This is a genomic window from Collimonas sp. NPDC087041, from assembly GCF_044745265.1.
Classification (GTDB): Bacteria; Pseudomonadota; Gammaproteobacteria; order Burkholderiales; family Burkholderiaceae_D; genus Collimonas.
Window position 1 is genome coordinate 112,800 of sequence record NZ_JBIUZX010000004.1, and the last position, 26,223, is coordinate 139,022.

General features: G+C 56.3%; 23 protein-coding genes. 11 read left to right on the forward strand and 12 right to left on the reverse strand.

Annotation, left to right across the window (positions count from 1 at the left end):
- Window positions 1-2: 2 nt before the first annotated feature.
- The 12 genes from ACIPF8_RS08835 to ACIPF8_RS08890 form a co-directional block, all read right to left on the reverse strand.
- Window positions 3-3,968, reverse strand: coding sequence for a pilus assembly protein (locus ACIPF8_RS08835; RefSeq protein WP_400419736.1), 3,966 nt, complete (start codon window positions 3,966-3,968; stop codon window positions 3-5).
- A 29-nt stretch (window positions 3,969-3,997) separates the two neighbouring features.
- Entirely contained in the window at window positions 3,998-4,630 is a 633-nt protein-coding gene (locus tag ACIPF8_RS08840; protein WP_400419739.1) for a hypothetical protein, read from the reverse strand.
- The gene (locus ACIPF8_RS08845) at window positions 4,624-5,736 is read right to left on the reverse strand and encodes a PilW family protein (RefSeq protein WP_400419742.1); all 1,113 of its coding nucleotides are present in this window, start codon (window positions 5,734-5,736) and stop codon (window positions 4,624-4,626) included. Before ACIPF8_RS08845 ends, ACIPF8_RS08840 begins: the two co-directional genes overlap by 7 nt.
- A 28-nt stretch (window positions 5,737-5,764) precedes the next feature.
- Window positions 5,765-6,271, reverse strand: a complete 507-nt coding sequence (locus ACIPF8_RS08850; RefSeq protein WP_400419745.1) for a hypothetical protein — start codon at window positions 6,269-6,271, stop codon at window positions 5,765-5,767.
- Between the two features lies 1 nt (window position 6,272).
- Window positions 6,273-6,905, reverse strand: coding sequence for a GspH/FimT family pseudopilin (locus ACIPF8_RS08855; RefSeq protein ID WP_400419748.1), 633 nt, complete (start codon window positions 6,903-6,905; stop codon window positions 6,273-6,275).
- On the reverse strand, window positions 6,905-7,369 hold the full coding sequence (locus tag ACIPF8_RS08860; protein WP_400419750.1) for a type IV pilin protein: 465 nt from the start codon (window positions 7,367-7,369) through the stop codon (window positions 6,905-6,907). The genes ACIPF8_RS08855 and ACIPF8_RS08860 overlap by 1 nt, the downstream gene beginning before the upstream one ends.
- A gap of 305 nt (window positions 7,370-7,674) precedes the next feature.
- Window positions 7,675-8,106, reverse strand: coding sequence for a type IV pilin protein (locus ACIPF8_RS08865; RefSeq protein WP_400419753.1), 432 nt, complete (start codon window positions 8,104-8,106; stop codon window positions 7,675-7,677).
- A gap of 30 nt (window positions 8,107-8,136) precedes the next feature.
- Window positions 8,137-11,601, reverse strand: coding sequence for a pilus assembly protein (locus ACIPF8_RS08870; protein ID WP_400419756.1), 3,465 nt, complete (start codon window positions 11,599-11,601; stop codon window positions 8,137-8,139).
- 15 nt (window positions 11,602-11,616) lie between these two features.
- Window positions 11,617-12,123, reverse strand: coding sequence for a PilX N-terminal domain-containing pilus assembly protein (locus ACIPF8_RS08875; protein WP_400419759.1), 507 nt, complete (start codon window positions 12,121-12,123; stop codon window positions 11,617-11,619).
- A gap of 54 nt (window positions 12,124-12,177) precedes the next feature.
- A complete protein-coding gene (locus ACIPF8_RS08880; RefSeq protein ID WP_400419762.1) occupies window positions 12,178-13,107 on the reverse strand; it encodes a PilW family protein in 930 nt (309 codons plus the stop codon).
- Entirely contained in the window at window positions 13,104-13,703 is a 600-nt protein-coding gene (gene pilV / locus ACIPF8_RS08885) for a type IV pilus modification protein PilV (RefSeq protein ID WP_400419763.1), read from the reverse strand. Before pilV ends, ACIPF8_RS08880 begins: the two co-directional genes overlap by 4 nt.
- Before the next feature lie 32 nt (window positions 13,704-13,735).
- Window positions 13,736-14,236: a GspH/FimT family protein gene (locus ACIPF8_RS08890; protein WP_400419766.1), complete on the reverse strand. Its 501-nt coding sequence runs from the start codon at window positions 14,234-14,236 to the stop codon at window positions 13,736-13,738.
- Between the two features lie 509 nt (window positions 14,237-14,745).
- On the opposite strand from ACIPF8_RS08890, the gene ACIPF8_RS08895 reads away from it, so the two are divergent.
- From ACIPF8_RS08895 to glyS, 11 genes are all read left to right on the forward strand, one after another.
- The gene (locus tag ACIPF8_RS08895) at window positions 14,746-15,096 is read left to right on the forward strand and encodes a hypothetical protein (RefSeq protein WP_400419768.1); all 351 of its coding nucleotides are present in this window, start codon (window positions 14,746-14,748) and stop codon (window positions 15,094-15,096) included.
- A 69-nt stretch (window positions 15,097-15,165) separates the two neighbouring features.
- Complete coding sequence (gene miaB, locus ACIPF8_RS08900; RefSeq protein ID WP_400420530.1) at window positions 15,166-16,506, forward strand: tRNA (N6-isopentenyl adenosine(37)-C2)-methylthiotransferase MiaB; 1,341 nt, start codon at window positions 15,166-15,168, stop codon at window positions 16,504-16,506.
- Between the two features lie 56 nt (window positions 16,507-16,562).
- Window positions 16,563-17,720 (forward strand): PhoH family protein, encoded by a 1,158-nt coding sequence (locus ACIPF8_RS08905; protein ID WP_400419770.1) that lies wholly within the window; start codon window positions 16,563-16,565, stop codon window positions 17,718-17,720.
- The gene (ybeY, locus tag ACIPF8_RS08910; RefSeq protein ID WP_400419773.1) at window positions 17,704-18,192 is read left to right on the forward strand and encodes an rRNA maturation RNase YbeY; all 489 of its coding nucleotides are present in this window, start codon (window positions 17,704-17,706) and stop codon (window positions 18,190-18,192) included. The genes ACIPF8_RS08905 and ybeY overlap by 17 nt, the downstream gene beginning before the upstream one ends.
- Before the next feature lie 337 nt (window positions 18,193-18,529).
- A complete protein-coding gene (locus ACIPF8_RS08915; RefSeq protein ID WP_400419776.1) occupies window positions 18,530-19,135 on the forward strand; it encodes a cytochrome b/b6 domain-containing protein in 606 nt (201 codons plus the stop codon).
- Window positions 19,136-19,145: 10 nt separating this feature from the next.
- Window positions 19,146-19,925, forward strand: a complete 780-nt coding sequence (locus ACIPF8_RS08920; RefSeq protein WP_400419779.1) for a molybdopterin-dependent oxidoreductase — start codon at window positions 19,146-19,148, stop codon at window positions 19,923-19,925.
- A 92-nt stretch (window positions 19,926-20,017) separates the two neighbouring features.
- Window positions 20,018-20,284, forward strand: coding sequence for a pentapeptide MXKDX repeat protein (locus ACIPF8_RS08925; RefSeq protein ID WP_400419782.1), 267 nt, complete (start codon window positions 20,018-20,020; stop codon window positions 20,282-20,284).
- Window positions 20,285-20,460: 176 nt separating this feature from the next.
- Complete coding sequence (locus tag ACIPF8_RS08930; RefSeq protein ID WP_061534339.1) at window positions 20,461-21,342, forward strand: HlyC/CorC family transporter; 882 nt, start codon at window positions 20,461-20,463, stop codon at window positions 21,340-21,342.
- A gap of 69 nt (window positions 21,343-21,411) precedes the next feature.
- Window positions 21,412-22,953, forward strand: coding sequence for an apolipoprotein N-acyltransferase (lnt, locus tag ACIPF8_RS08935; protein ID WP_400419785.1), 1,542 nt, complete (start codon window positions 21,412-21,414; stop codon window positions 22,951-22,953).
- Between the two features lie 153 nt (window positions 22,954-23,106).
- Entirely contained in the window at window positions 23,107-24,087 is a 981-nt protein-coding gene (gene glyQ, locus ACIPF8_RS08940) for a glycine--tRNA ligase subunit alpha (protein ID WP_061534341.1), read from the forward strand.
- An 11-nt stretch (window positions 24,088-24,098) separates the two neighbouring features.
- Window positions 24,099-26,207 (forward strand): glycine--tRNA ligase subunit beta, encoded by a 2,109-nt coding sequence (gene glyS, locus ACIPF8_RS08945; RefSeq protein ID WP_400419788.1) that lies wholly within the window; start codon window positions 24,099-24,101, stop codon window positions 26,205-26,207.
- Window positions 26,208-26,223 lie beyond the last annotated feature (16 nt).

Sequence of the window (26,223 nt, forward strand, 5' to 3'; positions counted from 1 at the left end):
GTTTAATTCGTCTCATGCCAGCTAATTCTCCGGGTATTAGAGGAGGACGGTGGTAGTGGTGGCTGCCCTTCTGTACAAATTCCGTTTGAACCACACACAATGGTATGGATTGTGCCAGACGACACCCCGGTCGACGTTTCGTAGGCAGCCGCATTCGTCGACAAAACATTTCCCTGACTGACCGCTACTACGTTGCCAGCAGAGGAAAGTGGCCCCCCGGTCAGGTAATTGAGAAAATATTCGTAACTGGTGCCACCGGCGGTGCACGCCGAAACACTAGGCACATTGGTGACGAATATCACATCGCCCAATGCGAGAATAGGATCGGTATTATCGCGCTCCCCACTGTTCGGCAAATTGATATACCAGCCGTTATTATTGGCAAAACTCACCGCATTATTCGTGCTGGTAATAACATTTTGACCGGTTGCGCAAACACTGGCCGGCGCGTTGCTTGGACACAAACTGGCTGTCAATATCTGCTGTATGAAATTACTGCCGTTAGTTTGCGGACTTGTTGTGAACAACGCACTTCCGGGTATGCTCGCCAGCGTATCCTTGATTGCATAAAATGACTGCTGGCTGGTATTTGATACGTCACTCACACCAAGATAACGACCTGTACCCACATACACTACTGCAGTACCGTTGATGTTTGCAAGCTCTGGTGCGCTGGTAACTGGCTGTGGATTGCCACTTGCATCCTGAAGAGTTACTAGCAACTGCGGTGCTGTACCACCATTGATATCAAAGCGCCACACATTTCCCAACAAATCCCCGCCGTATGCGCGCAGGGCAGTGTTATCGACCAACGGGTAATTGACCCATGCGGAAATTTTCGCCAAACCGCTAGGGTTTGTAGCGCTGCCTCCGGTAGTTGCAGTGGAGTTGATAATGGCACCAGTCTGCGCATTGAGCACATACAGATGCCCCTGTCCGTCTCCGGTTACATTGTTATAGCCAGAAGCGACCAGCACCGCCCAGGTTCCATTCTGCAGTTTCGTGATGACCGGATTGCCATAAGTTTGCCCAAGATTGGCATTGGTAAATTCCCACAACAATGTCGGCGAGGCCGGATTGGTAACGTCCAGTGCGTAGTAGGCTTGGCCGCCATTATTCAGACCACCGACCAGAATGGTATGCCAGGCGCCTCCATAATAAACGTCACCGGTAACTGGTGAGCCATCGACGAAATATTGATGCAAGGTTGCGTAACTTTTGTCGCTCAACGCATAGAGCTTAGGCATGACAGCGGTAGGGACATAAGCCCACAATTCAGCACCACTGCCGGCGTCGAAAGCGTGCAGCATGCCGTCGTTGGCGCCGACATACACCACCCCCTTACGCGTGCTGTTAGCAGTGACAAAGGCCGTGTATCCAGTGTCAGCATATTGGAACAGCGATGCCCCTACATAAGCCGCCTGGGAATCCACGATATCGCCAAGAACATGAGTGCGAACACGATAGTAGTTGGTATTGGTCAATCCCTCATTGGAGCGGTCTCCAAGTATGAAATTGAGCAATGGCTGGCCAGCTGCTGCAGCCTGGTTGGCGGTGCTAAGACAGCTCGCGCCGGCAGTGCAGAATTGCGACAAGTTAGAAATGTTCGGTGCAGTGAAATATGCTCGTTGCGTGGTCGACAAGTTGGACCATGTCAGGGGAGTAAGGGTGCCGCCGCTATTAAAATAGATAGTGCGCTGCGCGAACGGGACCGCGTCCAACTGGGCTGCTGCGGTCCATGTAGTTGCCGTATTCAGCGCACCGGTCGTGACATTAATCGTGCGTTCATTCAACTCCCCGTCCCAGAGGCCGGAAGTATAGGATGAACTGAAAGCAAAATTACTGGTAGACGTAATGTTTGGACTACTAGTCGTCGCCGCTGCCGACGTACTTAGTGTATTGTTGACCGCGTTCAGCACATTTGACAGTCCAACTGCTAACGTACTTGGATCTGTGGCGCTGAAATAAGAGCCGCGTCCATTAACTGCCGCGTGCCACAAATCGTCGATATTTGCCGGAATGCCGGAGACGTTCGGCGTCGGCCACTCACATGGCATGCCGGCGGCGCCAGATGCCGGCTGATTGAGATAGGGCGCGCCGGACGTGTACCAAGGGCAATGGCAAGTGGGGCCGGTGCAAGGCGTTGAACCGCCCATGTTGCTGGCCAGAATTCCGTTCGCCACATCATAGTAATCGTGAATTGTGCTCGATGCAGTTTCTGTCTGATAATTCGGATCAAAAAGCATGTATCCAGGCGCCCCCAGACCCAGTGTGAACAGAGTCATGTGGTGCCAGGATGCAGTATCCTGCGCAGTGGTCGGCACGTTATCCTGGCAAACATTATTCGACGTAACTCCGCTGATGCAATTGCCCAGAGCAGTTGTTCTCAAGTCGTTCATGTAGTAATACATCGCCACATCCGCCAAAGTATTGGAGGTCCCGCTGCCGGAGGAGGAGTTGCCGCTGCAACTCGATGCGCCGTCACAATAAGGTGGTTTGGCAGTAATAGTAAGGCCACCAGCGCCAACCGCTGTACCACCGTCCTGATTGCCGACCGCTGTGTTCTGTAGGCTAGCGGAATTCGACGCAACGTTCCAATAACCATCCGTGGACAGGATAGTGAAATTTTGCTGGCACGAGTACTCGACCGGATCAATTACCTTGACGTTATTGAGAGTGCTGATCTTGTTGGCATACATTTTCCCCACACTCGCCAAAGCCTGAATCAGACCGGTACCGCCGTTGGCTTGCGCGTTATAAACGGTGCTGTACCACGCTTGCTTTTGACTGGCGTTGAACACAAGCGAATTGACCATGTCGCTGCCACCGTTGTTGTTCATTGTTGCGTAACCAACCTTGTAGCTTGTGCCCAGCGATTGAAATGCTAGTCCAAGGCTGGTTTTCATCATGTTGATACGGGTTCGGTAAAAACTGTACCAATTGGCATAATTCTGCCTTTCATCGGTACCGCCAGGACCCGAGGTGCTGGAAACGTTAATCTGTGTAAACGGCGCCCCCGAAAACGTTCCGGGTGTGGAGATTGTAAGGGCGGATCCGCCGCTAGATGCGATAACCGGGGCATAGTTGCCGGCAACATTCGATGGCCCGGTGATAGTTACCGTGACACTCTTGGTGCTACTGGTGCTGGTGCTACATGTACCTGAACTGCAACTGGCAGAAAATCCACCTTTGTTTATATTATTGACGATTTCTTGACCAAGCACCCCTGGATATTTCGTCGCTGCGGCAGCTGCTCCCATGATCGCTGCGCCGTTGACAGTAATGCCTGATACGCCGGTAGTGCCGCTGCCGCCGCCGGCAGTTTTAATGGTGAAACTGGAAATGATATTACCTGGAGTGGTATTGCACTCCGTATAAAACTTGCTGCTTGTGGCGATGTAATTTTTTTGGTACGGTGAAGTCTGGTTGCCGGTATAAAGATAGTAATAGGCCGGAGCGCCAGATTGCAAATTACCACCGGAATAACCATTGTCGGAACTACCATCGTCGAATATGCCAGCTTGAAAACTCGTACTCAAATTCACCGTGCTGCTAGAGGCAACGCCAAAACCATCCACCGGAGCGCGAGTAAAAGACGGCAGGGCATAAGACGTACCAGTAGAACTCACAGGTACCGTATAAGTGACATTCGGGTTATAAAACACGCCATTGCACTGAGCACTGGCATAGCCGAATGTGCCAAGCGGGAAATATGCGTAGGTATATTGGCCGTTAACATAAACTCCCCCTTGATCCGGCAGGAAATCCCAATTCATGCTGCCAGAGTCGTCCATCATGACAAATATATTCGGCAGTACCAGGGATGACGATGAAGTAAATAACGGTGCGGTGGCAAGGTCTGTGCTTGCAGCGTCGGCAAGCACTGGAATTGTCAGCGTCATGCAGAAAATTACCCAGCCGAGGCATCTGAGCGCAGCGGATCTGATGAACGTGATAGGTATAGTCATAGAATGCTCCCGATTCGGCGTGATTGACATCACATTGCGACCACGGCCTGGGTATAGCTGACCGTATTACGCGGCCCCTCAATACGCGACGTGATCTGATAATAGATTTGGCTGTTCAGGGTGAAATTGGCGGCATTGCCGCCTTTCACACTATTTGGTCCCGCCCCGCTGCCAGTAGGCGACTGCACGCATCCCTGAGTCGTATTAACTGCTGGGCACATCCGGACTATTACATACGATACGGTGTAGCCATTGACTGTCGGTAAAGTCCAGACATTGTTGCTACTCACTCCGCCAGCCTTGGTAACCGGACGTGCAACCGGTGTTGGATCGAGGGAGATATTCCAAAACTGATCCCACGTCTGGCTGCTACTTGGCCCCTGATTCGTGGCGAAATAACCATTGGCAGCGATATTATTTTGCAGAGACGTCCCGGTATTCTGTCCTTGCAACCAGGCAATCGCTGCCTCTGTTCCGAAGTCCCCCTGATGAGTCGCGGCTTGGCGAAACGCCATATTGCCGGCGACCAAGGTGGCGTTGTCCACCGAGCGCATCAGCGCTATGCCGGCAAACATCATCGCAACCAGCACGATCAGCATGACAATCAACACGACGCCACGCTGCCGTGCATTCGCTACGGTTTGGTTTGTAGGTTTTAACATCCGGACACCTGTCCCATCCATGCGACATTGTGCAGCGGCACGACTGTCGAATACATCTGATAACGATAGTTCTGCCAGGTTGCACCGGCAGGCAGACCAGCATTGCCGCTCAGGTTGATCGCAATTGGCGTGCCCGCCCCCCAGACCGGTTCGGACCACTTTGGTGATGCAGTGGTGACGGCCGTTTTTGAAAATTCATTGTTACGGGCCACCAGCGCAACACTGACAGCCGAAGTCCGCACCCAGCCGCAAGTAGTGGATGGAGTTGTTTGATCCCAGAGACTTGCTATGCCGGTCATTGCGCCTGGAGTCGAATTATCATGCCCGTAGAGCGCCCGCAAACTGCTGATGTTGCCGGCGATATCGATCCAGTTGCCGCTAGTGGTGGCGCTGGTGCAATCCTTGGTGGTGTCGTTATAGTTACAGGTGGTCAAATTGCCATTGCGAACCGCATAACCGACGATAGTTGGCGCCGGTCCAAGATCATAAAGAATATAAGTATTCGGATTAACATTCGCCACACCGGTTTTTACCGTGACATTGGTGGTTGGCGTACCGGCGACCGTATCGAGCGCCAACCCGCTGCAGGTTGCAGGATTTGCGGGACTCGCCGGTGGTATCTGTGCAGCGACGACGTAATCGTTCTTGTTGTAACCTATCGTCGACTGGAGCGTATATACCGTTGGGCTGGTGACTTGGTTTGTAATCAGATTCCCTTCAGTGGAACCTGCAGGATTGCCGTACGCTACCAACAAGGTATCGGTATTCGCATCGCCAGCGGGAAGGAGCGTAGTGGCTGGATTGATGGTCACTGGAGCCAGTGCCACCGTCTTGCCGGTTGGCAGTTTCACATTGCAGCCGATCAGCCCGGTGGCATTAATCCCGTAACCTGCCTGACTGATATCGCGCTCCATCTCAAACAAGCCGATCGCGCCCGCCACCTGTGCATCGTCGCCACCGGTGGTAGAGCGCTTGAGTCCTTCTGATGCACTAAAGGTTTGCAAGACCACCAGCATGCTGATCAAACCGATGACCAGCGCCACCATAATTTCAGGCAGGCTGAAGCCCCGAGCGCGCTGCAACGAATAGTATGTATTGGCAACCACAAGTGCCCTCTTCTTTGTTTTCACTTGATTAATACAAACTAATTTGCGCATTCACCGTGTACTGGTGCTGCACGCTGTCGTGCGGGGCAGTCCAGAACATCGTGATGGAAACCTGGCTTGTGCAGGTCATAGGCGTGGTCGAAGCGCAACCCGCTACTTGCGGCTGGAACGTCACTATCGGCGCTTTGGTTCCGGGCAGGATTCCCAAGACTGTGCCCGCAGTATTCGTCGCTCCCAGCCATGCGGTATACGCTGCGCCCGGCGGCGAAGAACTGAATGGTGCTTGCAGCGTCGTCGCAGCCGTGGCGGACGTACGATTGCTCACCCACATCTGATTAATATATTTATCCGCCAATTCAGCCGCCGCGCTACGTAATTTGGCGTCGCCTGACTGCGCAACGGCGGTTGTCTGCAAGCCGACAAGCCCAAGTATGCCGAAAGAAAAAATTACGATGGCGCACAGCACTTCGATCAAAAGAACGCCCTTTTGATGTTTGCGGAAATTGAATCGGCGCAAGAATTTATTCGCTTTCATGTCAGCAACCCTGTGGCGTACCGCTTGCAAGATTGGGATTACACATCCGGATACGTCCGTTGTTCGATACCAGAATCCGCATGCAGGTCATCGGGCCGGAAGCCGAGGCGCAGGCGCCGCCGGTCGGATTTGACAGATCCCATTGAGTCGACGAAGCGGTTGGCCAGACGACCTGCCCCAAGCTGCCGAACACAACCAGCCAATTCGCTGCGCCCCCGTTCGATGCCGCCACCACATTGGGTGAGCCACTAGCGCTGAATGTCTGCAAGATGAAAGGGGCATTCGTGGCAATCCATTGCGACACCGTCGCCGGCATTACCGCGCCGCACTGACCAGTCGGATCATTGGTGGTAGAACTACCCAGATTGACCACCCAGTTAGCCTGCCCCGTCGATATCGCACAGCTATTGGTCACAGAAGTGGTCAACTGGAAGCGCACCGTGGTATTGCGCCGCAAGGCTTCAGTACGGGCTTGCTGCAAGCCGTTCTGTATTGATTCCGCCGCATTGCGAATCTGCATGTTTTGCAACCAGCCGCTGAAAGCCGGTATGGCGAGCGCTAGCAAAAAAGCGAAGATCGCCATGGCGACCAGCAATTCAATCAAGCTGAAACCGCCCCGATTGTTACGCAGCACTAGCACACGCCACCCTGGCGAGTAATCCAGCATGTCGTACCGGCTGGCACGGTCCAGCCTGATGGCGGCGCAGTCAGCGTCGTCGTCTTGTTGCCGGATTGATCAATCGTATAAGCGAAGGCGGCCATAGACCCGGTCCCCTGAGCCTTCAAAGTGTAAGCAGTCGCTGTGGCAACGGTACAGGAAAAAGTGAAATAAGGAGCGTTGCTGGAGTTATTCGAACTGGTACATCCAGGAGCGCCAATATAGGTCTGGTTATCCTGGAAAAACTGCTCCATTTGCACCTGTTCAGTTGCCAGCCCATTAGTGGCAATGGGAATCTTCCCTCTGATGACATAGTTGCTATAGGCCGGAATTGCAACGGCACTGAGAATGGCAACGATGGCCGCGACAATCATGACCTCAATCAGTGTAAAACCGTTTCGTTTCGACAGTTTCAGAGCAAGATGGGGGCGCATGGTCATGGTGATTTCCTGTTAGATCACCGTTACTCTATGGCAAATTATTTTAAATGTCAGATTGTCCGGACGAACGTGAGGATATTGCGGATGAGCGGTTGGCGCACGATTCAATAATACCAAAAAGACAATTATTCAAAGCCAGCGTGCGCATGCGCAGCCGGCTTTGTGGAGAAAGATGGAAATGAAGAGCGACTTGAAGTAAAGGCGCATCTACTACAACTTGATTGCGCCCCAGAGGTGTTTTGGTCAAATGGTCGCCAATAGGCGCAGAAAAATATGATTTTTTACCAGAATACCTTCGGAGAAACTCAACGGCCCGCCCAGCAATCTACGGCAGATGCGGCAGGCGCCTTTCCGCCAGTAGCGCCCCTTTTCCCCGTGTTATCCAGCGAAAAAGTTCCGCATTTATCGTTTGGCGTTGGCGTAGCCGTGAGCTCGAACGTACTGCTGGTCGACGCATTGATCTTGTACGCATATCTTGTGCCGCTGTCGGAAATCACCGGCAACGAGAGAGTCGAACCATCTGGCTGACGATAGCTGCTATTGACCGTGTACTGCTGCTGCATCCAATTGGCGTGCTTCAGCAGTGTCGCCATCGCCTGGGCCCGGTAACCTCTCTGCACATACTGAGTATAGTTCGGTATGGCGACCGCTGCCAGGATGGCGACTACCACCACCACGACCATGAGCTCAATCAAGGTGAAGCCGCGCGGCATCGGCGACGCATTTCTGTATTTCATGAATATCCCCTGGATTCGATTTTCAATTTATTAATTTGGCTTGATCGACAACTGTCTCCAACGCCGCACCGCTACGCCCGTCGCCGAATACTGCAGGCAATGCATTTTTCCATCCGAGCCAATCGTATTGATACAGCCGGGCTGTTGCGGATCCGGATTGGGGATCGGGGTCGCAGAACCTACAGTGCCCGGGATTTCGGCGGAACTCAGGTTCGTATTGACTGGGACGTCGTTGACGAACAAATGAAATTTCTCGGAATAAGAGCCACTGAGGAAATTCGCGCCCAGGACTTGAGACGAGCCGCCGCCGGCGCATGGGTCGGCCGTATTCGGAGTCAGCGATGTGTTCAGCAGGATCACATCGTTCAATATCTGCAATGAGCCAACCGTGCGTTCGCCGCTGGACAGGTAATCGATGTACCAGCCGCGCTTGGTTCCCCATGCCACCGGATTGCTGCTCAAGGTGCGGCCGAGCGACTTGCCTGCTGCCGAATACACGTTGGTCAGCGTTTGCACTTGCAACTGGCTGCGACCAGTAACTGCGCCGGCTGGAGGATTATCCCAAATGCCGTACAGGCTCTGCGTGTTGGTATTGGCGAGATCTGCCGACTCAAAGTATTTGCCGGTGCCAAATATCACCAGATGCCCGCCCAACGGATGCGGGGCGATTACCGGAGTTTGCACGATTGGCTGGGCATTCTGCGGGCTGCTTGTGTCTTTAGCGGTAAACAACGTGCTGCCAGTCCATTGGGACACATCGGTGGTATTGCTCAAATCGAATTTCCACAGATTGCCCTGCAAATCGCCGGCATACGCGGCGACCAGCTGGCGCGATGCATTGAACAGCAAGCCTGGCGCCGACAAGCCGTTCGGCGCCGTAGCGCTGCCGACGCCGGTGTCGATTTTCTTGATCAAGGCGCCGGTCTGCACATCGACCAGATACAGCACTGCATGGCGATTCCCGCTTTCATAGCCATTGCCAAAAATGGCGGCCCATTTGTTATTCGCCAGCAGCACTACCGCTGGTGCGCCCAATACATTGCCCATATCGGCATCGGTGGCTGTACTGTTGTACTCCCACGAAACGCTGCTTGCGCCCAGCGTTTCCGGAGTAGTCACATCTATCGCAAAAACGCTTTGCGCGCCGGCGCCGGTGCTGCCCACCAAAATGTTTTTCCAGCCGCCGTTGATGAAGGCATCGCCCTCCGCCATGGGACCATCGACAAAGTAATGATGGCCGTAATTGAGATCGCTCAATGTTTTCAGGTTCGGATACACGCTGTTTGGTATGAAGGCGAATTTTTCCACGCCGTCGCTATCAAAGCCATGCAGCATGCCGTCATTCGCCCCGACATAGATCATGCCCTTGCGCGCCGCCTTGGTCTTCAGGAATGCACCGTAAGTGCTGCCACCGGAGACGCTAGCCGGTAGCGCCGCGTAACCGAAATCGCTTTTCTGGACATACACAGGTGTCGAATTGACGATATCGCCAAGCTTGTTCTTACGATAGCGAAATACGCCAGCGCCGCTGCCGTCAGCTGCGGTTTCCATGGCAGAACTGCCTTTGAGATAATCCACGACATTGGCCGATACCAGCGCTGTCTGCTGAGCAGTAGTCAAGTTGGCCCAGGTAAATGCCCGCGCACTCTTGCTCGTAGTGTCCCAGGTCACGATGTTGCGTTTTGTGTAGTCTGGCAACAAGGTTGCCGCATCCCATTTCGGCGTTGCACCGAAGCTGCCGTCGGCATTAATCGGATAAGCGACAAGGTGCCCGCCCCAGCTGCCGGAATCAAAACTTGGAACATAGGACACTGCGCCAGCGGCGCCTGGCACCACGCCTCCTGGGACCGCAACGCTGCCACCCGAACCTGTCGCCTTGCCAATTTCCGCCAAAATGCTATTGAGGCCGTCTTGCAGACTCTTGGGATTTTTCGCGCTGAAATAACTGCCGTGGCCATTCACCGCGGCGTGCCACAAATCGTCAATCGCTTCCGCCGAATCTGCTTTCGGCACCGGCCAATTGCGGTTGCCATTTTTAATATCTGCATAATGGCCGCTGGTTGCCGTCTTGTAGTCGGACTGATAGTCGAGCGTGCCGTTTGCACCCAGCCCGATGGTATGCGTCGTCATGTGCTGCCAGGTGGCCGGATCGGTTGAGGTCGCGCTGATCTTTCCGACCGTGCCGCCGTTCCCGCTGCGAATGCCGACGTCGGTGATCCAATACTTCATCGCCGTATCCGCCAACGAATTCGAGTTCGTAGTTTTCCCTTCATAAAATGGCGCCGGGAACTGATCACCCGGAGTCAATGCGGTACCTGATACCGGATCATAAGAAACCGGCGCGGGCAAAGCTGGAACCTTGCTGTCCATATTGCCGATCGTGCTCGGTACGGTGCCATTCCAATAGCCATCGGTTGCAAGAATCGTGTAGTTGGCCTGACATTTCAACTGGATCGGATCGGGGGTGGATTTGGCGGCGCCGGTCATGCCATTGCCCATGTAATATTGTCCGACCTGGTTCAACGCATTAATCAACGGCGTGCCGCCACCTGGATTGATCGCATACAGCTTTGCATACCATGCCGATTTCTGGTTCGCGTTAAAAATCGATAACGGTACAAAGTTGGCCGCGCTGCTATTCGTATTGCTGCTGTTGTCGTTGATGGTTGCGAAGCCAACGCGGAAGCGGTCGTTGATGCCGGAAAAGGCGATCCCGAGCGATGTCTTGGTCAGCAGGATCCGCGTCCGATAATACGAAAACCAATTCGCAAAATTCTGGATTTCTTCTGCGTAAGTACAAGTGGAAGCTGCAGCGCAATCCGTGCGAGACGCTGCTTTAGGATAAGTTGCTGTCGTCGACAGGATATCCACGCGCTTGTAGTAACTGTCGGTATCCTCTTTGGTCACTCCGGTCGGCGTGCCGCTGCCGATCCAGTTGTAGTAAAACGCATATTGCGCCAGCGCGTTCTTGTTGGTTTGACTCTGGGTCTTGCAATTGCTGTTGCTGGCAAAGTAGTTGCTGGCCGTGGTCGATGCCACGAAGAGCGGCAACGTATATGTCGAATCGTAGTAGCAGACCGAGTCTATGCTGTTCGGCAGTGTCTTGTTGACCGCCAGGTAGGGATCAATGATCGTCTTGCCGGTGCTGGCGTTACCCATCGACGTGCCGTTGTCTTTCACCGCCGGGGTATACGTTGTGGCCGGGTTGTAATAAATCTGATTCCAGGCGCTGGAATAGTAGGAACGCTGGCTTCTGGCGGCGTTGAATTCCGCGGTGGCGTCGGTGCCGGTCACCGTGCCCCAGACCATACTGCCGGAATTGTCCAGCATGTACATGATGTTGGGCGGCGGCGGCACCGGCAGGAACAGCGGCGATTGCGCTATTTCAGCCATCGCCACACCAGATACTGCTGCCATCCCCAGGCAGACACAATGCGCGGCAAGCCTGACCAGGCGGCCAGGCGACGACGGTCGCGATACGATTGTTCTCAACATGACATTCCCCTGGAATCAGAATTTTAAATAGCTTTGCAGCATGACTTTTGCATTCGCCGTTGCAAACGCTGTGTCAGCGCCAAAAGCGGTGATCCGATAGACCTTGACGTTCAAATCCCGCTTGGATTGCGTCACCCCAAGCGCGATGGTGTCGCTGACGTCTTCGATGATGCATTGTGCGGCGCCGTTGGATAGCGACAAGGTGACCGTTGTCGCCGCCGTTGCCGGCCATGTGTCCCACACATTGCCGCCGGCGATGCCCGGCGTGACCATGGCGGCGATCGCCTTCTCGACATCGCCGGCCTTCGGGGCGATCTTGTTTTTCTGCGCGCCTATTTCACAATGACGCAAACCCTTTTCGGCAGCCTGGAAGGCCAATTGGTGATTTCGCGAATTGGCCGCCATCTTTTCATCCAGCGTCACATTGCGGATCGCAACCGCGCCAATCAACATCATCAGGATCAGGAAAATCAACACCATCGGTAGCGCAATGCCGGATTGCGGAGGTTTTTTATATGCCATAAATATGTCCGGTAAATAATCGGTTGCCGCTCAGTCGAGCAATCAATTTCTCAATCAGTTGCTCAAACTGGCGGTAGCGTTATTACGCAAGGTAAACACGCGTGTCATCGTGGTGTGCAGCAGCCGGTCGCTGGCAACGGTGGGCGTCGTGGCGTTGCATTTGTAGTAGCTTTGACCGGTGCTTCCCGTCACCACATTGTTTGTGCTGTGCATCTCCAGGCACACCGTCACCGTGACCACGCGATCCCAACCCACCTTGTTGTTGCCGTTGATGGCATCGGCTGCACCGGCCTCCGCCGCGTCCGTCGTCGACTTCGTTGGCGCATAGCGATTCCCGGTGTCGATGCCGTAGGTCACCAGCATGTTGTCGACATTACTCAGGATCGGCTGCGGTGTGCCTGCGCCGGCGTAACCTTTGCAGTACAAGGTTTTGGTTGCGGTGTCGAGATAGAAGCTGTTGATGACAACGCCGCCTTGGGTGCTGGTGGCGTTAAACGCTTGAGTCCCGCTGCAATCCGTCCCGGCGCCGCTGATGTTGGTGGCGTCGGAATAAGGTTCGCTGGTGTAGGCGACCGTGAAAGCCGATGGCCCGCCAATACTCGACTGTGCTGGAACCGGCACTGCCGCACAGGTTGGAAGTTTGGCGAGCGGTGTCGCAAAGCCATAGCTGCATCCCGTCAGCCCCTTCAACTTCGCCAACTCAGTCGGACTCTGCGGCGGAAAGTCGGTGGTGTTACCAGTTTGCATATGGCCGAATCCAGCCTGCATCAGGTTGCGCCCGATCAGCGACAGCGCATAGCGGCCGTCTTCCTGTATCCGCGCATTGTCATCATTCAAGCGCGAACTGGCGCGGCTGTTGAAATACAGGCTGCTGAGGAACAACAACAGGATCAGGCCAATGGTTACCGACACCATCAACTCGATCAGCGTGAAACCTCGTATGTTGCGGCGATAAGCGGCCGTGCGCGATGGGGTCATCATCATGGCATCACTGTCGTTTTGATGCAGCGCATCTGACTCTGGATGACATCAGAAGAAAATACCGAGGAATCGCAATCGGAATCCAGTACGCTGGCAAGCGCTCGATCCGGTTCGTTGTAGTACACGGTCACCGTAACGCCCTGGTTAGGACCCGGTGTCGCATTGTAGGCAGACACGGTGCCCCATCCTCCGGCCAAGGCCCGGCTGAGCGCTACGCGCCATTCATAGAGATCCTTTTTCACGATGTCTTGCGGCGTCGCGCAAGCCGATCCGGAGTTATTGGCGCAAGACGGTACATCCGTCGGCGCTGAAGCCGAGTATTTGTCAGTTGTTACATAGCTGACGGCATCTGTTCCGATAGTCGTGGTGACGGAGGTGGCGTTGGCACGCACCCGGTCAGCCATGTCGGCGCCCAGCTGGCTGGCCAGGGAACGGAAATGCGCCACTTTCTGATACTTCAGGGCGGCCATCTGCAAACCCGCCAGTCCCAGCAAGGCGAAGGCCGTGATGGTGATCGAAATCAGTACTTCAATCATGCCGACGCCGCGCTGCCGATGCCGGGGCTTGGCATGCGGTAATTTCTTGTTGAGAAAAGTCATGCTCTTCATTCCTCCCATATGTTTGAACGAAGTCATGCCGGGCACACCTCGGCGCCAGCCGCCAGCGAGCTGACCCGTCCGCTTGGAGAAAAGCAGACCTTCCGCAGAAAATCGTTATTGAATGTGAACGTGAAGGAACCTGGCGGGGCCGGCCACGGTGCGCCGCTGGCGGCATAGGTGATTGCCGTCGCGCCCGATGCGGCGGCGATGCTGGTTCCCGTCGCGAAAGCGCCCTGGCGCGCCAGGACTTGATGGCCGGCGCTGTTTGGAGAATCAGCTGCGGTGCCGACGTATATCAACCATCCGGTGGACCAGTCGCCATTGGCCTTATTGCAGGAATCCGAACCAGTTTCGGCGCCGGAACTGCGGCATATCGTGACAGCGCCGGCGCGCTGGACGGCCTCTGAACGCGCCAGCATGGTAGCCGCAATGAATTCATTAACGTTACCGGACAAGCGGGTCTTGTTAATGAAACTGCCCATCGACGGTACGGCGATCGCCGCCAATATGGCCGCCACCAGTATGGTGATCATCAACTCGATGGTTGTGATCCCCTTGCTGGCAGGAACAATAAAACGCCCATTTTGCTGTCCAAATGACAACAATCTATCAGAATTACTGCTTTGCACGTGACATCCCCCCCCCGGAAAATGCTGATTCAACGAACTCTTATTATATAGTTCACGTTTCCATATAGAAATGATTCTCAACTCCGCTCATCGCCGTTCTCATACCGCTTATCTGTAACAAATTGTAATAATGCAACATATTTTAATTATTTGTGCGTAAACCCAATTTCCTGACGAATGACAGGCGCGCGCCAAACCATCCTGCCCCACCATGAACACAGCCACCGAAATGCTATAATCCGCGCTTCCCGCAGATGGGCCGACATTCGCCCGGAAAGCGGCCCGGCACTGCTGCTGCAAGCGAACGACGTTTTCGCAGTCCGGCGATATTGGCTTCCCTGAGCCATCCCTATATACAGTCCTTGTTCAATGTCATGCGCGAATGCGCGTGATTTTCATCTGATGGAGTAGTTATGTCGGCAACCATGCGGCCAATCCGCCTGTTAGTGATTTTCCTGCTGGCTACGCTGGCGTTTTCCGCAATGGCGATAGAGCGGACTTTTCCAGCATCGACTTTGCGCGGCAAGCTGACCATCACCAGCTATCCGACCGTGACGATCAATGGCAATACCTTGCGCCTGTCACCCGGCTCGCGGATCTGGAATGCCAGCCAGCTGACGCAGATTCCGAACTCCCTGGGCACAGACACTTATCTGGTGAATTACACGCTGAATGCACAGGGCGATGTCGACCGGGTCTGGATCCTGACGCCGGACGAGGCCAGCCAGAAGATCGAGACGCAGCGCAACAGCAACAAACAGTAATTAAGCAGTAACTAAGCGGTAACTCAGCAGTAACTCAGCGGCAACTAAAGAGCAGTCATGGAAAAAACGATACAAAAGAAAGTATTCATCAAGACCTTCGGTTGTCAGATGAACGAGTACGACTCGGACAAGATGGCCGACGTGCTGAACGCGTCCGACGGACTGGTGAAAACCGACCGTCCGGAAGATGCCGACGTGATCCTGCTGAATACCTGCTCGGTGCGCGAAAAAGCGCAGGAAAAAGTATTCTCCGACCTCGGTCGCCTGCGCGAACTGAAGCGCAACAACCCCGACCTGCTGATCGGCGTCGGCGGCTGCGTGGCGTCGCAGGAAGGTGCTGCCATCGTCAAGCGCGCACCGTATGTCGACATGGTGTTTGGTCCGCAAACGCTGCACCGGCTGCCGGAGATGATCAGCCAGCGCCGGTCCACCGGCAATTCGCAAGTCGACATCAGCTTCCCAGAAATCGAGAAGTTCGATCACATGCCGCCAGCCAAGGTGGAAGGCGCAACCGCCTACGTCTCGATCATGGAAGGCTGCAGCAAATATTGCAGTTACTGCGTGGTGCCGTACACCCGCGGCGAAGAAGTCTCACGCCGCTTTGAGGATGTGCTGACCGAAGTGGCCGGATTGGCCGAGCAAGGCGTCAAGGAAATCACGCTGCTGGGACAGAACGTCAATGCCTTCCGCGGCCAAATGGCGGATGGCGAAATCGCCGACTTTGCGTTGCTGATCGAGTACATCGCCGAGATCCCGGGCATCGAGCGGATCCGCTTTGTCACCAGCCATCCGAAGGAATTCACGCAGCGCCTGATCGATACCTACGCCAAGGTGCCGAAGCTGGTCGATCATCTTTATCTGCCGGCGCAACATGGCTCGGATCGCATCCTGTCGGCCATGAAGCGCGGCTACACGGTGCTGGAATACAAATCGGTGATCCGACGCCTGCGCCAGGTACGCCCGAACATCACGATTTCGAGCGACTTCATCGTCGGCTTCCCAGGCGAGACCGATGCTGATTTCGACGCCTTGATGAAGCTGATCACTGATATTGGCTACGACAACAGCTTCAGTTTCCTGTTCAGCCCGCGCCCCGGCACGCCGGCCGCCAACCTGCAAGATGACACACCGCATGAAGTCAAGCTGAAGCGGCTACAGCATCTGCAGGCCGTTATCGAAGAAAATATCGGCAAGATCAGTGCAGCAATGGTTGGCAGCGTGCAGCGGATCCTGGTGGAAGGACCATCCAAGAAAAACCCGGCTGAACTGCAGGGTCGTACCGAGAACAACCGCGTGGTCAATATCGATGGCGGCCCGAACGGCGCGCGCCTGATCGGCCAACTGATCGACGTCAAGATTACGGAAACCTACACCTATACATTGCGCGGCGAAATCGTGCTGGCGGAATGATGGTCAGCCGACGGCGCCAGATAAATAAACATACAAACTGATAAGCACACCACAGCTTGAAAACCAAAACCCCTACCCAGCCGCATTATTTCATCCCGCAACCGCTCGACAATACGCGGCTGGCGCATCTGTGCGGACCGCTGGATGAAAACCTGCGGCAGATTTCTGCGGCGCTGGATGTCTCGATTTTCCGTCGCGGCGACAAATTCATCGCAGCTGGCAGCAATGCCGAACGCGCAGTGCAAATCCTCGACCAGTTTTACGCGATCGCCAACAAGGTGATTTCGGTCGACGAAATACAGCTGGCGCTGGTCGAACAGCGCGCCAAGCTGGGTGTCGGCAAAAAACCGAAAGCGGCCAAGACCAACGGCAGCGAGCCGGACGACGAATCGGTTATCGATCCGGCCGATGCCGAATTGACCGAGACCGACATCGAAAGCCCGATTCTCAAGACCCGCCGCAGCGACCTGCGCGGCCGCACGCCGCATCAAAGCCAGTACATCCGCTCGATCCTGGAGCATGATGTCACGCTCGGTATCGGCCCAGCCGGCACCGGCAAGACCTACCTGGCCGTGGCTTGCGCGGTTGACGCGCTGGAGCGCGATGCGGTCAAGCGCATCGTACTGACCCGGCCAGCGGTCGAAGCCGGTGAACGCCTGGGCTTTTTGCCGGGCGATCTGGCGCAAAAGGTCGATCCGTACCTGCGCCCTGTGTATGACGCACTGTACGATCTGCTCGGCTTTGACCGTACCCAGAAAATGTTCGAGAAGCAGGCCATCGAAATCGCGCCGCTGGCTTACATGCGCGGCCGCACGCTGAACCATGCGTTCATCATCCTCGACGAAGCGCAGAACACCACGCCGGAACAGATGAAGATGTTCCTGACCCGGATCGGCTTCGGCAGCAAGGCCGTGGTCACCGGCGACGTCACCCAGATCGATCTGCAACGCGGCCAGAAGAGCGGCCTGATCGACGCCATGAATATCCTCAAGGATGTGCGCGGCATCGCCTTCACCCGCTTCAACAGCAGCGACGTGGTGCGCCATCCGCTGGTGGCGCGCATTGTCGACGCCTATGAAACTGCATCGCTGGCAGCGCCGGTGGCATCCACGCATGGCGTGATCGAAGCCGCCACGCCGCCAGCCAAACCCGCCGCCCCGGTCCAGACCGGGATTACCAAGACAGCCCGCAGCCGCCATGCCGCAAAAAAATAAACTCTCGTTGTCAGTGCAATATCCCGACCCGCGCCTGAAAGATATCGTCACGCGCCCGCAATTGCGCCGTTGGGTCCAGGCCGCACTGCTGGCGCCGGCCGAACTGACGCTGCGCTTTGTCGATGCCGACGAAGGCCGCAGCCTGAACCGCGACTATCGCGGCAAGGATTACGCCACCAACGTGCTGACTTTTGCCTATTCGGCAGACCAGGATGATGACTTCGGCGGCGGCGAGGCCGAAGATGACGGCGTCACCCGCGCCGATATCATTTTTTGCACCGACGTGCTGCAGCGCGAAGCCGTAGAACAGCGTAAATCGGTGGAAGAGCACACCGCCCATCTGGTGGTGCACGGCGTGCTGCACGCGCAAGGCTACGACCACGAGGACGATGAAGAAGCCGCCGAGATGGAAAACCTGGAAATTGAAATATTAGGAGCCTTGGGCTGGCCCAATCCCTACGCGGATCGCTAAACGCCCTCTCCCTTCCAATAAAAACGCCGCAATCGCGGCGTTTTTTGTTTTTGGACGGCACTCCTGCGCCTCCACACTTAATCCCGATAAATCAATCACTTACCTAAGAAAAAGAAGTAAGGCAGGAGATCTGAGACATCCAAAGTATTGCCAAATAATAATCACATATCTTCCCTTATCTTTTTAATTAATAAGATTATGATGAATTCATGTAATGAATCGGTTTGGCCTGCGACTAAGCCACATGAAAACGATCATTACTCAGCCATCGGAGCCAATCTTGCAGCAAGCCTCGCTGCTTTTGTTGACCATTTCACTCCTTGCACAGGCGGCCTAAATGTCATCCATCGTCCAAAAGAAAACGATCATCCATCCGATCTGGCTGCGCATCACGCACTGGCTCAACGCCCTGGCCGTGATCGTGATGATCCTGAGCGGCTGGCGCATCTACAATGCATCGCCGATTTTCCCGTTCCGCATTCCCAGCGAATGGACGCTCGGCGGCTGGCTCGGCGGCGCCTTGCAGTGGCATTTTGCGGCGATGTGGCTGCTGTTTTTCAATGGCTTGATTTACCTGTTGTTCAATGCCGGCAGCGGCCGTTTGTGGAAGAAATTTTTCCCGCTACGCCCGACCGATGTGCTGCGCGACATGCTCAAGGCGCTCAGCGGCAAGCTGCAGCATGACTCTCTCGATAAATACAACGCGGTACAAAAACTGGCTTATGTCTCCGTCATCCTGGACCTGATCCTGCTGGTGATATCGGGCCTGGCGATCTGGAAATCGGTGCAGTTCCCGTTGCTGCGCGAATTGATGGGCGGCTTCGACACTGCCCGCATCGTGCACTTCTGCGCGATGGCTTTCCTGGTCGCATTCGTTGTAGTGCATGTCGTCATGGTGGCGCTGGTGCCACGCACGCTGCTGGCCATGCTGCGCGGCCGTTGAGGAAAATATCATGATCAAGAAAAGCCTTCTCATTCCGTCGCAACTCGACACCGAATCGATCCTGAAAGACGCCCGCCGCGAACTGGCGCTGCCATCGCGCCGCCTGTTCGCCAAACGCGCACTCACCTTGGGCGGCCTGTCGTTGCTGACCGGCTGCAACATCACCGACCAGGCCTCGGTCAATCAGATGCTGGAGCGTATCTCGCGCCTGAACGACGGCGTGCAGGGATGGCTGTTCGATCCCAAGCGGCTGGCGCCGACCTACACCCAGGCGGAGATGACCCGGCCGTTTCCTTTCAATGCGTTCTATAGCATCGACGAGGTGCCGGAAATCGACGGTAGCGACTATCAGCTGGAAATCAAAGGACTGGCCACCAACAAGCGCCCGTGGACGCTCGAGCAATTGCACAAGCTGCCGCAGAACGAGCAGATCACGCGCCATATCTGCGTCGAGGGCTGGAGCGCCATCGGTCGCTGGGGCGGTGTGCCGTTTTCCTATTTCCTGAAACAGATCGGCGCCGACCTGAGCGCCAAGTACATCGACTTCCAATGCGGCGACGATTACCACACCAGCATCGACATGCCGACTGCACTGCATCCGCAAACCCAGCTCACGCTGACCTATGACGGCGAGATCCTGCCCGCCAAATACGGCTTCCCGATGAAGCTGCGGATGCCGACCAAGCTCGGCTACAAGAATCCCAAACATATCGTATCGATCGAAGTAACAAACAAGTACCCCGGCGGTTACTGGGAAGACCAGGGGTACAACTGGTTCGGCGGATCCTGAAGGCTGGCTTTGCAACCTACTGCGCAGCCAGCTTGACCGGATTCTGTTGATTTTTAACGGCGCTTTTGCCACTTTTAAACTGGAGATTCAAAATGAAAAAAAGCCTCACAATTCTGTTGGTTACCGGCCTGATGATGACTGCCGGCGGTGCTTTTGCCCAAGACGCCATGTCCAAGGATGCGGCTCCTATGGCCAAGGATGCGATGTCTAAAGACGCAATGAGCAAGGACAGCATGTCGAAGGACGCCATGGCCAAGCCACACAAGAAAATGGCGAAGAAAGACGCCATGGCCAAGGACGCCATGTCGAAAGATGCAATGAGCAAGGACGGCATGGCAAAAGATGAAATGAAGAAATAATTATCTTTATTGCAAATACGGCGGGCGCTGCTTTTGGCATCTCCCGCTTTTTTTGTGGTGAAATGGCCGCCTGGAGGCGCAATATGACACTCAGGACGGGGGCGTTTCGTCGTCCTGTCACATATTTGTTGTATCCTATTGCTTCCTCAACAATGTACCCCCAAGGCTAACGCCATATGCCAGAGCACCCTAGTAGCGTCAAATCATTTGACGCTAAACCCCACCGGTCACTATTCGAACGCCTGACCGCACTGATTTCTCCCGAACCTGAAAATCGCGCCGAGCTGCTCGACGTGCTGCAAGATGCACATGAGCGCAACCTGATCGACGCCGACGCGCTGTCGATGATCGAAGGCGTGTTCCAGGTTTCCGACCTCTCCGCCCGCGACATCATGATCCCGCGCTCGCAAATGGACATGATCGACGTCACCAAACCGATCGAGGACTGGATGCCGGAAGTCCTGTCGACCGCCCACTCGCGCTTCCCCGCTGTCGATGGCGAACGCGACAAGGTGATCGGCATCCTGCTCGCCAAGGATTTGCTGCGCTACTACGCCGAAGATTCGTTCGATGTGCGCGACATGCTGCGCCCTGCGGTCTTCATCCCCGAATCGAAACGCCTCAACGTGCTGCTGCGCGACTTCCGCGCCAACCGCAATCACATGGCGATCGTGGTCGACGAATACGGCGGCGTGGCCGGCCTGATCACGATTGAAGACGTGCTGGAACAGATCGTCGGCGACATCGAAGACGAATACGATTTCGACGAAGAAGAAGACAACATCCTCGCCATCCGCGACGGCGACCACGGCGGCCGCTGGCGCGTCAAGGCGCTGACCGAGATCGAACAGTTCAACGAAACGCTGGACACCGCGCTGGCCGACGAAGATGTCGACACCATCGGCGGCCTGGTCGCCAACCACCTGGGCCGCGTGCCGCGCAAGGGCGACGAATTCACGATCGACAATGTGCGCTTTGAAGTGCTGCGCGCCGACGCTCGTCAGGTGCATGTCCTGCTGGTTGAAAAGCTGCCTGACTCCCCTCGGGAAGAGCCTTAAACCAGCGCCAGGCACGGGAAGGCTAAGGCCTTTCCGGCCTGCCGAAAGAAAAACAATATCCCCCTGCCTATGCACTTTCGCCAGATCACCCTTCCCAGACTCTCCTTGCTGCTACCGCTGGCCGCCCTGACCGGCGCCATTAATGTTTTCGCCTTCGCTCCATACGGCCTGTGGCCGCTGCAACTGCTGACCCTGGCATTGCTGATCTTTTGCGTGAACCGTGCGGAGAGCGTCAAACAAGCTGCACTGGTGGGCTGGGCGTATGGCTTCGGCTGGGTGTCGCATGGGGTTTACTGGTTGTACATCTCGATGCACGATTTTGGCGGCATGCCGGGCTGGCTGGCGGCGCTCGCGGTAGCGCTGCTGGCGCTGGCCATGGGGCTGTACACGGCCTTGGGCACCGGACTCGCGCGGTGGCTGCAACGCCGTTGGGCCGCCTCGCCACTGCTGTTGGCGCTGGCGATCTTCCCGGCGCTGTGGGGCTTGACTGAATGGTTGCGCGGCTGGCTGTTCACCGGTTTTCCCTGGCTGATTTCCGGCTATGCCCACACCGTCAGTCCGCTGGCGGGCTTCGCGCCCCTGGTCGGTGTCTACGGCATCGGTTGTATCTCGGCGCTGATCGCCGGTTGCCTGGCGTTGCTGCCGCAACGTCGATTGCCGGCCGTCGCTGCACTGCTGATCCTGGTTGCCGGCTTCGGCCTGCATCGGATTGACTGGACTGCGCCAAGCGGCCAACCGATCTCGGTGCGCCTGTTGCAAGGCAATGTGCCGCAGGAAGAAAAATTCGACGAAGCCCAGATCGGTAACACACTGCGACTGTATGCCGACATGATCCGTGCCGTGCCAGCCGACTTGATCGCTACACCGGAAACCGCAATACCGATCCTGCAAACCCAGCTGCCGCCGGAGTTCCCGGCCGCGCTGATTGCCTTCTCACAGCAAACCGGCAGCAACATCGCGCTGGGTATTCCGTATATCGACGGCCCCAATCGCTATGCAAACAGCATCATCGGGATTGCTCCGCAAGGCAATAGCCCTGCCCACCCCGGATTCCGCTACGACAAGCAGCATCTGGTGCCGTTTGGCGAATTCGTACCGTTCGGCTTCCGCTGGTTTGTCGACATGATGAACATTCCGCTCGGCGATTTCACCCGCGGCGCGCCAGTGCAGGCGCCGTTCTCGGTAAAGGACCAGTGGGTGCTGCCCAACATCTGCTATGAGGATTTGTTCGGCGAAGAAATCGCCCGGCAACTGGCTGCCACCATGGCCTCCGGCGCGCCTACTGCGACCATGCTGTTGAACATGTCGAATATCGCCTGGTTCGGCAACACCATAGCGTTGCCGCAGCATTTGCAGATTTCGCAAATGCGCAGCCTGGAAACCGGCCGCCCGATGCTGCGCGCAACCAACACCGGCACCACGGCGGTCATCGACCCGCATGGCAATGTCAGCGCACAACTGCCGCGCTACAGTCGCGGCACGCTGGCAGTGTCGGTGCAAGGCTATAGCGGCAGCACGCCGTATATCCTGTTCGGCAACCGCCTGTTGCTGGCCGCCGCGCTGCTGATGCTTGCAGGCAGCTGGTGGTGGAGCCGGCGTCGGCGCCGATAGGCTCCTGGCCCGGCCAAGCTACATAAAGCAAGCAAAACCCGCTAAAATCGTGGCTTTTAGCGCGTTCCCCTTTGCGCCCCATATTCCGCTGCTTAATTGGCTGCGTATTTAGCTATATCAACCGGCATTTGCCGTATAGAAAAGCAACAAACGATGCTGACATTTCAACAAATCATTCTCAAATTACAAGATTATTGGGATGCTCAGGGCTGTGCCCTGCTGCAACCCTACGATATGGAAGTCGGAGCCGGCACGTCGCACACCGCGACCTTCCTGCGCGCCATCGGCCCCGAGCCTTGGCGCGCTGCCTATGTGCAGCCATCGCGCCGGCCGAAAGATGGCCGCTACGGTGAAAACCCGAACCGCCTGCAGCATTATTACCAATACCAGGTGGTGCTCAAGCCGGCGCCGGAAAACATCCTCGACCTGTATCTCGGCTCGCTGGAAGCGCTCGGCCTTGATCTCAAACGCAATGATGTGCGTTTTGTCGAAGACGACTGGGAAAATCCGACCCTCGGCGCCTGGGGCCTGGGCTGGGAAGTCTGGCTAAACGGTATGGAAGTGACCCAGTTCACCTATTTCCAGCAAGTCGGCGGCCTCGATTGCAAGCCGGTGCTGGGTGAGATCACTTACGGTATCGAACGGCTGGCGATGTATTTGCAAGGCGTGGAAAATGTCTACGACCTGGTCTGGACCGAATGGGTTGAGCATGGCGTCAAGAAAACCCTGAGCTACGGCGACGTTTTCCACCAGAACGAAGTCGAACAGTCGACCTACAACTTCGAATACGCCAACACCGAATTCCTGTTCCCGCTGTTCGGCAACTACGAAGCCGAAGCCAAACGCCTGCTGGCGGTGCCGCTGGCGCTGCCGGCCTATGAAATGGTGTTGAAAGCGGCGCACACCTTCAATCTGCTGGATGCACGCGGGGCGATCTCGGTCACCGAACGCGCCGCCTACATGGGCCGCATCCGCAACCTGTCGCGCGCGGTGGCGCAAGCCTATTACGATTCGCGGGCCAAGCTCGGCTTCCCGATGTGGGAAATCACGCCGGACAATGCCGATTTGTTATTGAAAGAATTTGGAGATGAATACATGGCGGCAGTAGCGCAGCGCGCAGGGGAATCAGCATGAAGGAGATGCTTTTGAGTCAGACCCTGTTAATCGAAATCTTCACCGAAGAACTGCCACCGAAAGCGCTGGCAAAACTGGGCGATGCCTTTGCCATGGGCATTTTCAACGGTTTGAAAGCGCGCGACTTCCTGGATGATGGCGCACTCGCCACCGCGTTCGCCACGCCGCGCCGCCTGGCGGTCGCCATCAGCAATGTGCGCGCCACCTCGCTCGACAAGACCATGCGTGAAAAAGTGCTGCCGGTGTCGGTAGCGCTGGACGCCGAAGGCAATGCAACCGCGCCGCTGGTCAAGAAGCTGGCAGCACTTGCATCACAAACCGGCGCCGCAGTCATCACACCAAGCGACCTGGAACGCGCGCCTGACGGCAAGAATGAAAGCCTGTTCTACAGCTACACCGCCAAAGGCGTGGCGCTGCCAACCGGCCTGCAGATAGTGCTGGAAGATACCGTCGCCAAACTGCCGATCCCGAAGGTCATGAGTTACCAGCGTCAACACGGTCACGCGGCCGGCCATACCGTGCGTTTTGTGCGCCCGGCGCACCGCCTGCTGGCGCTGCATGGCGAACAGGTATTGCCACTGACTTTGCTGGGCCTGGATGCGGACCGCCTGACCGAAGGCCATCGCTTCCTGTCGCAAGGCGAAATCGCCATTGCCGACGCCAACAGTTATGCGGCGACGCTGGCTGAAACCGGCAAGGTCATCGCCGGCTTCAACGAGCGCAAGGAAAAGATCCGCAGCGCCCTGCTGGAAACCGCTGCGGCCGATCAAGTACTGATGCCGGAAGCGCTGCTGGACGAAGTCACTGCGCTGGTCGAATGGCCAGTGGTGTACGCCTGCAAATTCGAAGACGAATTCCTGAGCGTACCGCAGGAATGCCTGATCCTGACGATGCAGACCAACCAGAAATACTTCGCGCTGACCGACAACGCCGGCAAGCTGCGCTCGCGCTTCCTGATCGTCTCCAACCTGGCGACCGATGAGCCGCAATACATCATCGAAGGCAACGAGCGCGTGGTGCGTCCACGCCTGTCGGATGCGAAATTCTTCTTTGAGCAAGACAAGAAAAAGAAACTGGCCGAACGCGTGCCGCTGCTGGCCAACGTGGTCTATCACAACAAACTCGGCGACCAATTGCAGCGCACCGAACGCGTCAAGGCATTGGCGGTAGCGATTGCCAAACTGCTCGGCGGCGACGCTTCCCTGGCGGAACGCGGCGCGCTGTTGGCCAAGGCCGACCTGCTGACCGACATGGTCGGCGAATTCCCTGAGCTGCAAGGCATCATGGGTAACTATTACGCGCGTCACGATGGCGAAGCCGACGAAGTCGCGCAAGCCGTCTCGGAACATTACCAGCCACGCTTCGCCGGCGATGCCTTGCCGGCAACCGGCACCGGCACCGCGGTGGCGCTGGCCGACAAACTGGAAACCCTGATCGGCATCTGGGGCATCGGCCTGCAGCCGACCGGCGACAAGGACCCGTTTGCCTTGCGCCGCCATGCACTGGGCATCCTGCGCATGCTGCTGGAAAAACGCCTGCCGGTGGCGCTGTCGCAGTTACTGGCGAACGCCGCCCAGCAATTCGCCGGCAATCCCAACTTCAAGGACCCGGGCAGCGATGTATTGCCGTTCCTGTATGACCGCCTGCGCGGATTGCTGCGCGAGCGCGGTTATGCGCAGAACGAAATCGAAGCGGTGGTTGCACAGCAACCGGACCGTCTCGACAACATCATCGAGCGCCTGGATGCGGTGCAAGCATTTGCCGCCCTGCCGGAAGCCGAAGCGCTGGCGGCCGCCAACAAGCGCATCACCAACATCCTGAAGAAGACTGAAGGCGTCGGCAGCACGGTGCACACCGAACTGCTGCGCGACAACGCCGAGCAAGCATTGTTTGCGGCGATGAATGCGGTCAAGCCGGATGTCGATGCAGCGTTTGCCAAGGGCGATTTCAGCACCGCGTTGAAAGCCTTGGCGCAGCTGCGGCAAAACGTCGACGGCTTCTTCAACGACGTGATGGTGATGGCCGATGACGAGCAATTGCGCAACAACCGCCTGGCATTGCTGTCGAACCTGCATGTGATGCTGAACCAGGTCGCCGACATCTCCAAGCTGGCTGCCTAACCTTCTGGCGAACCAC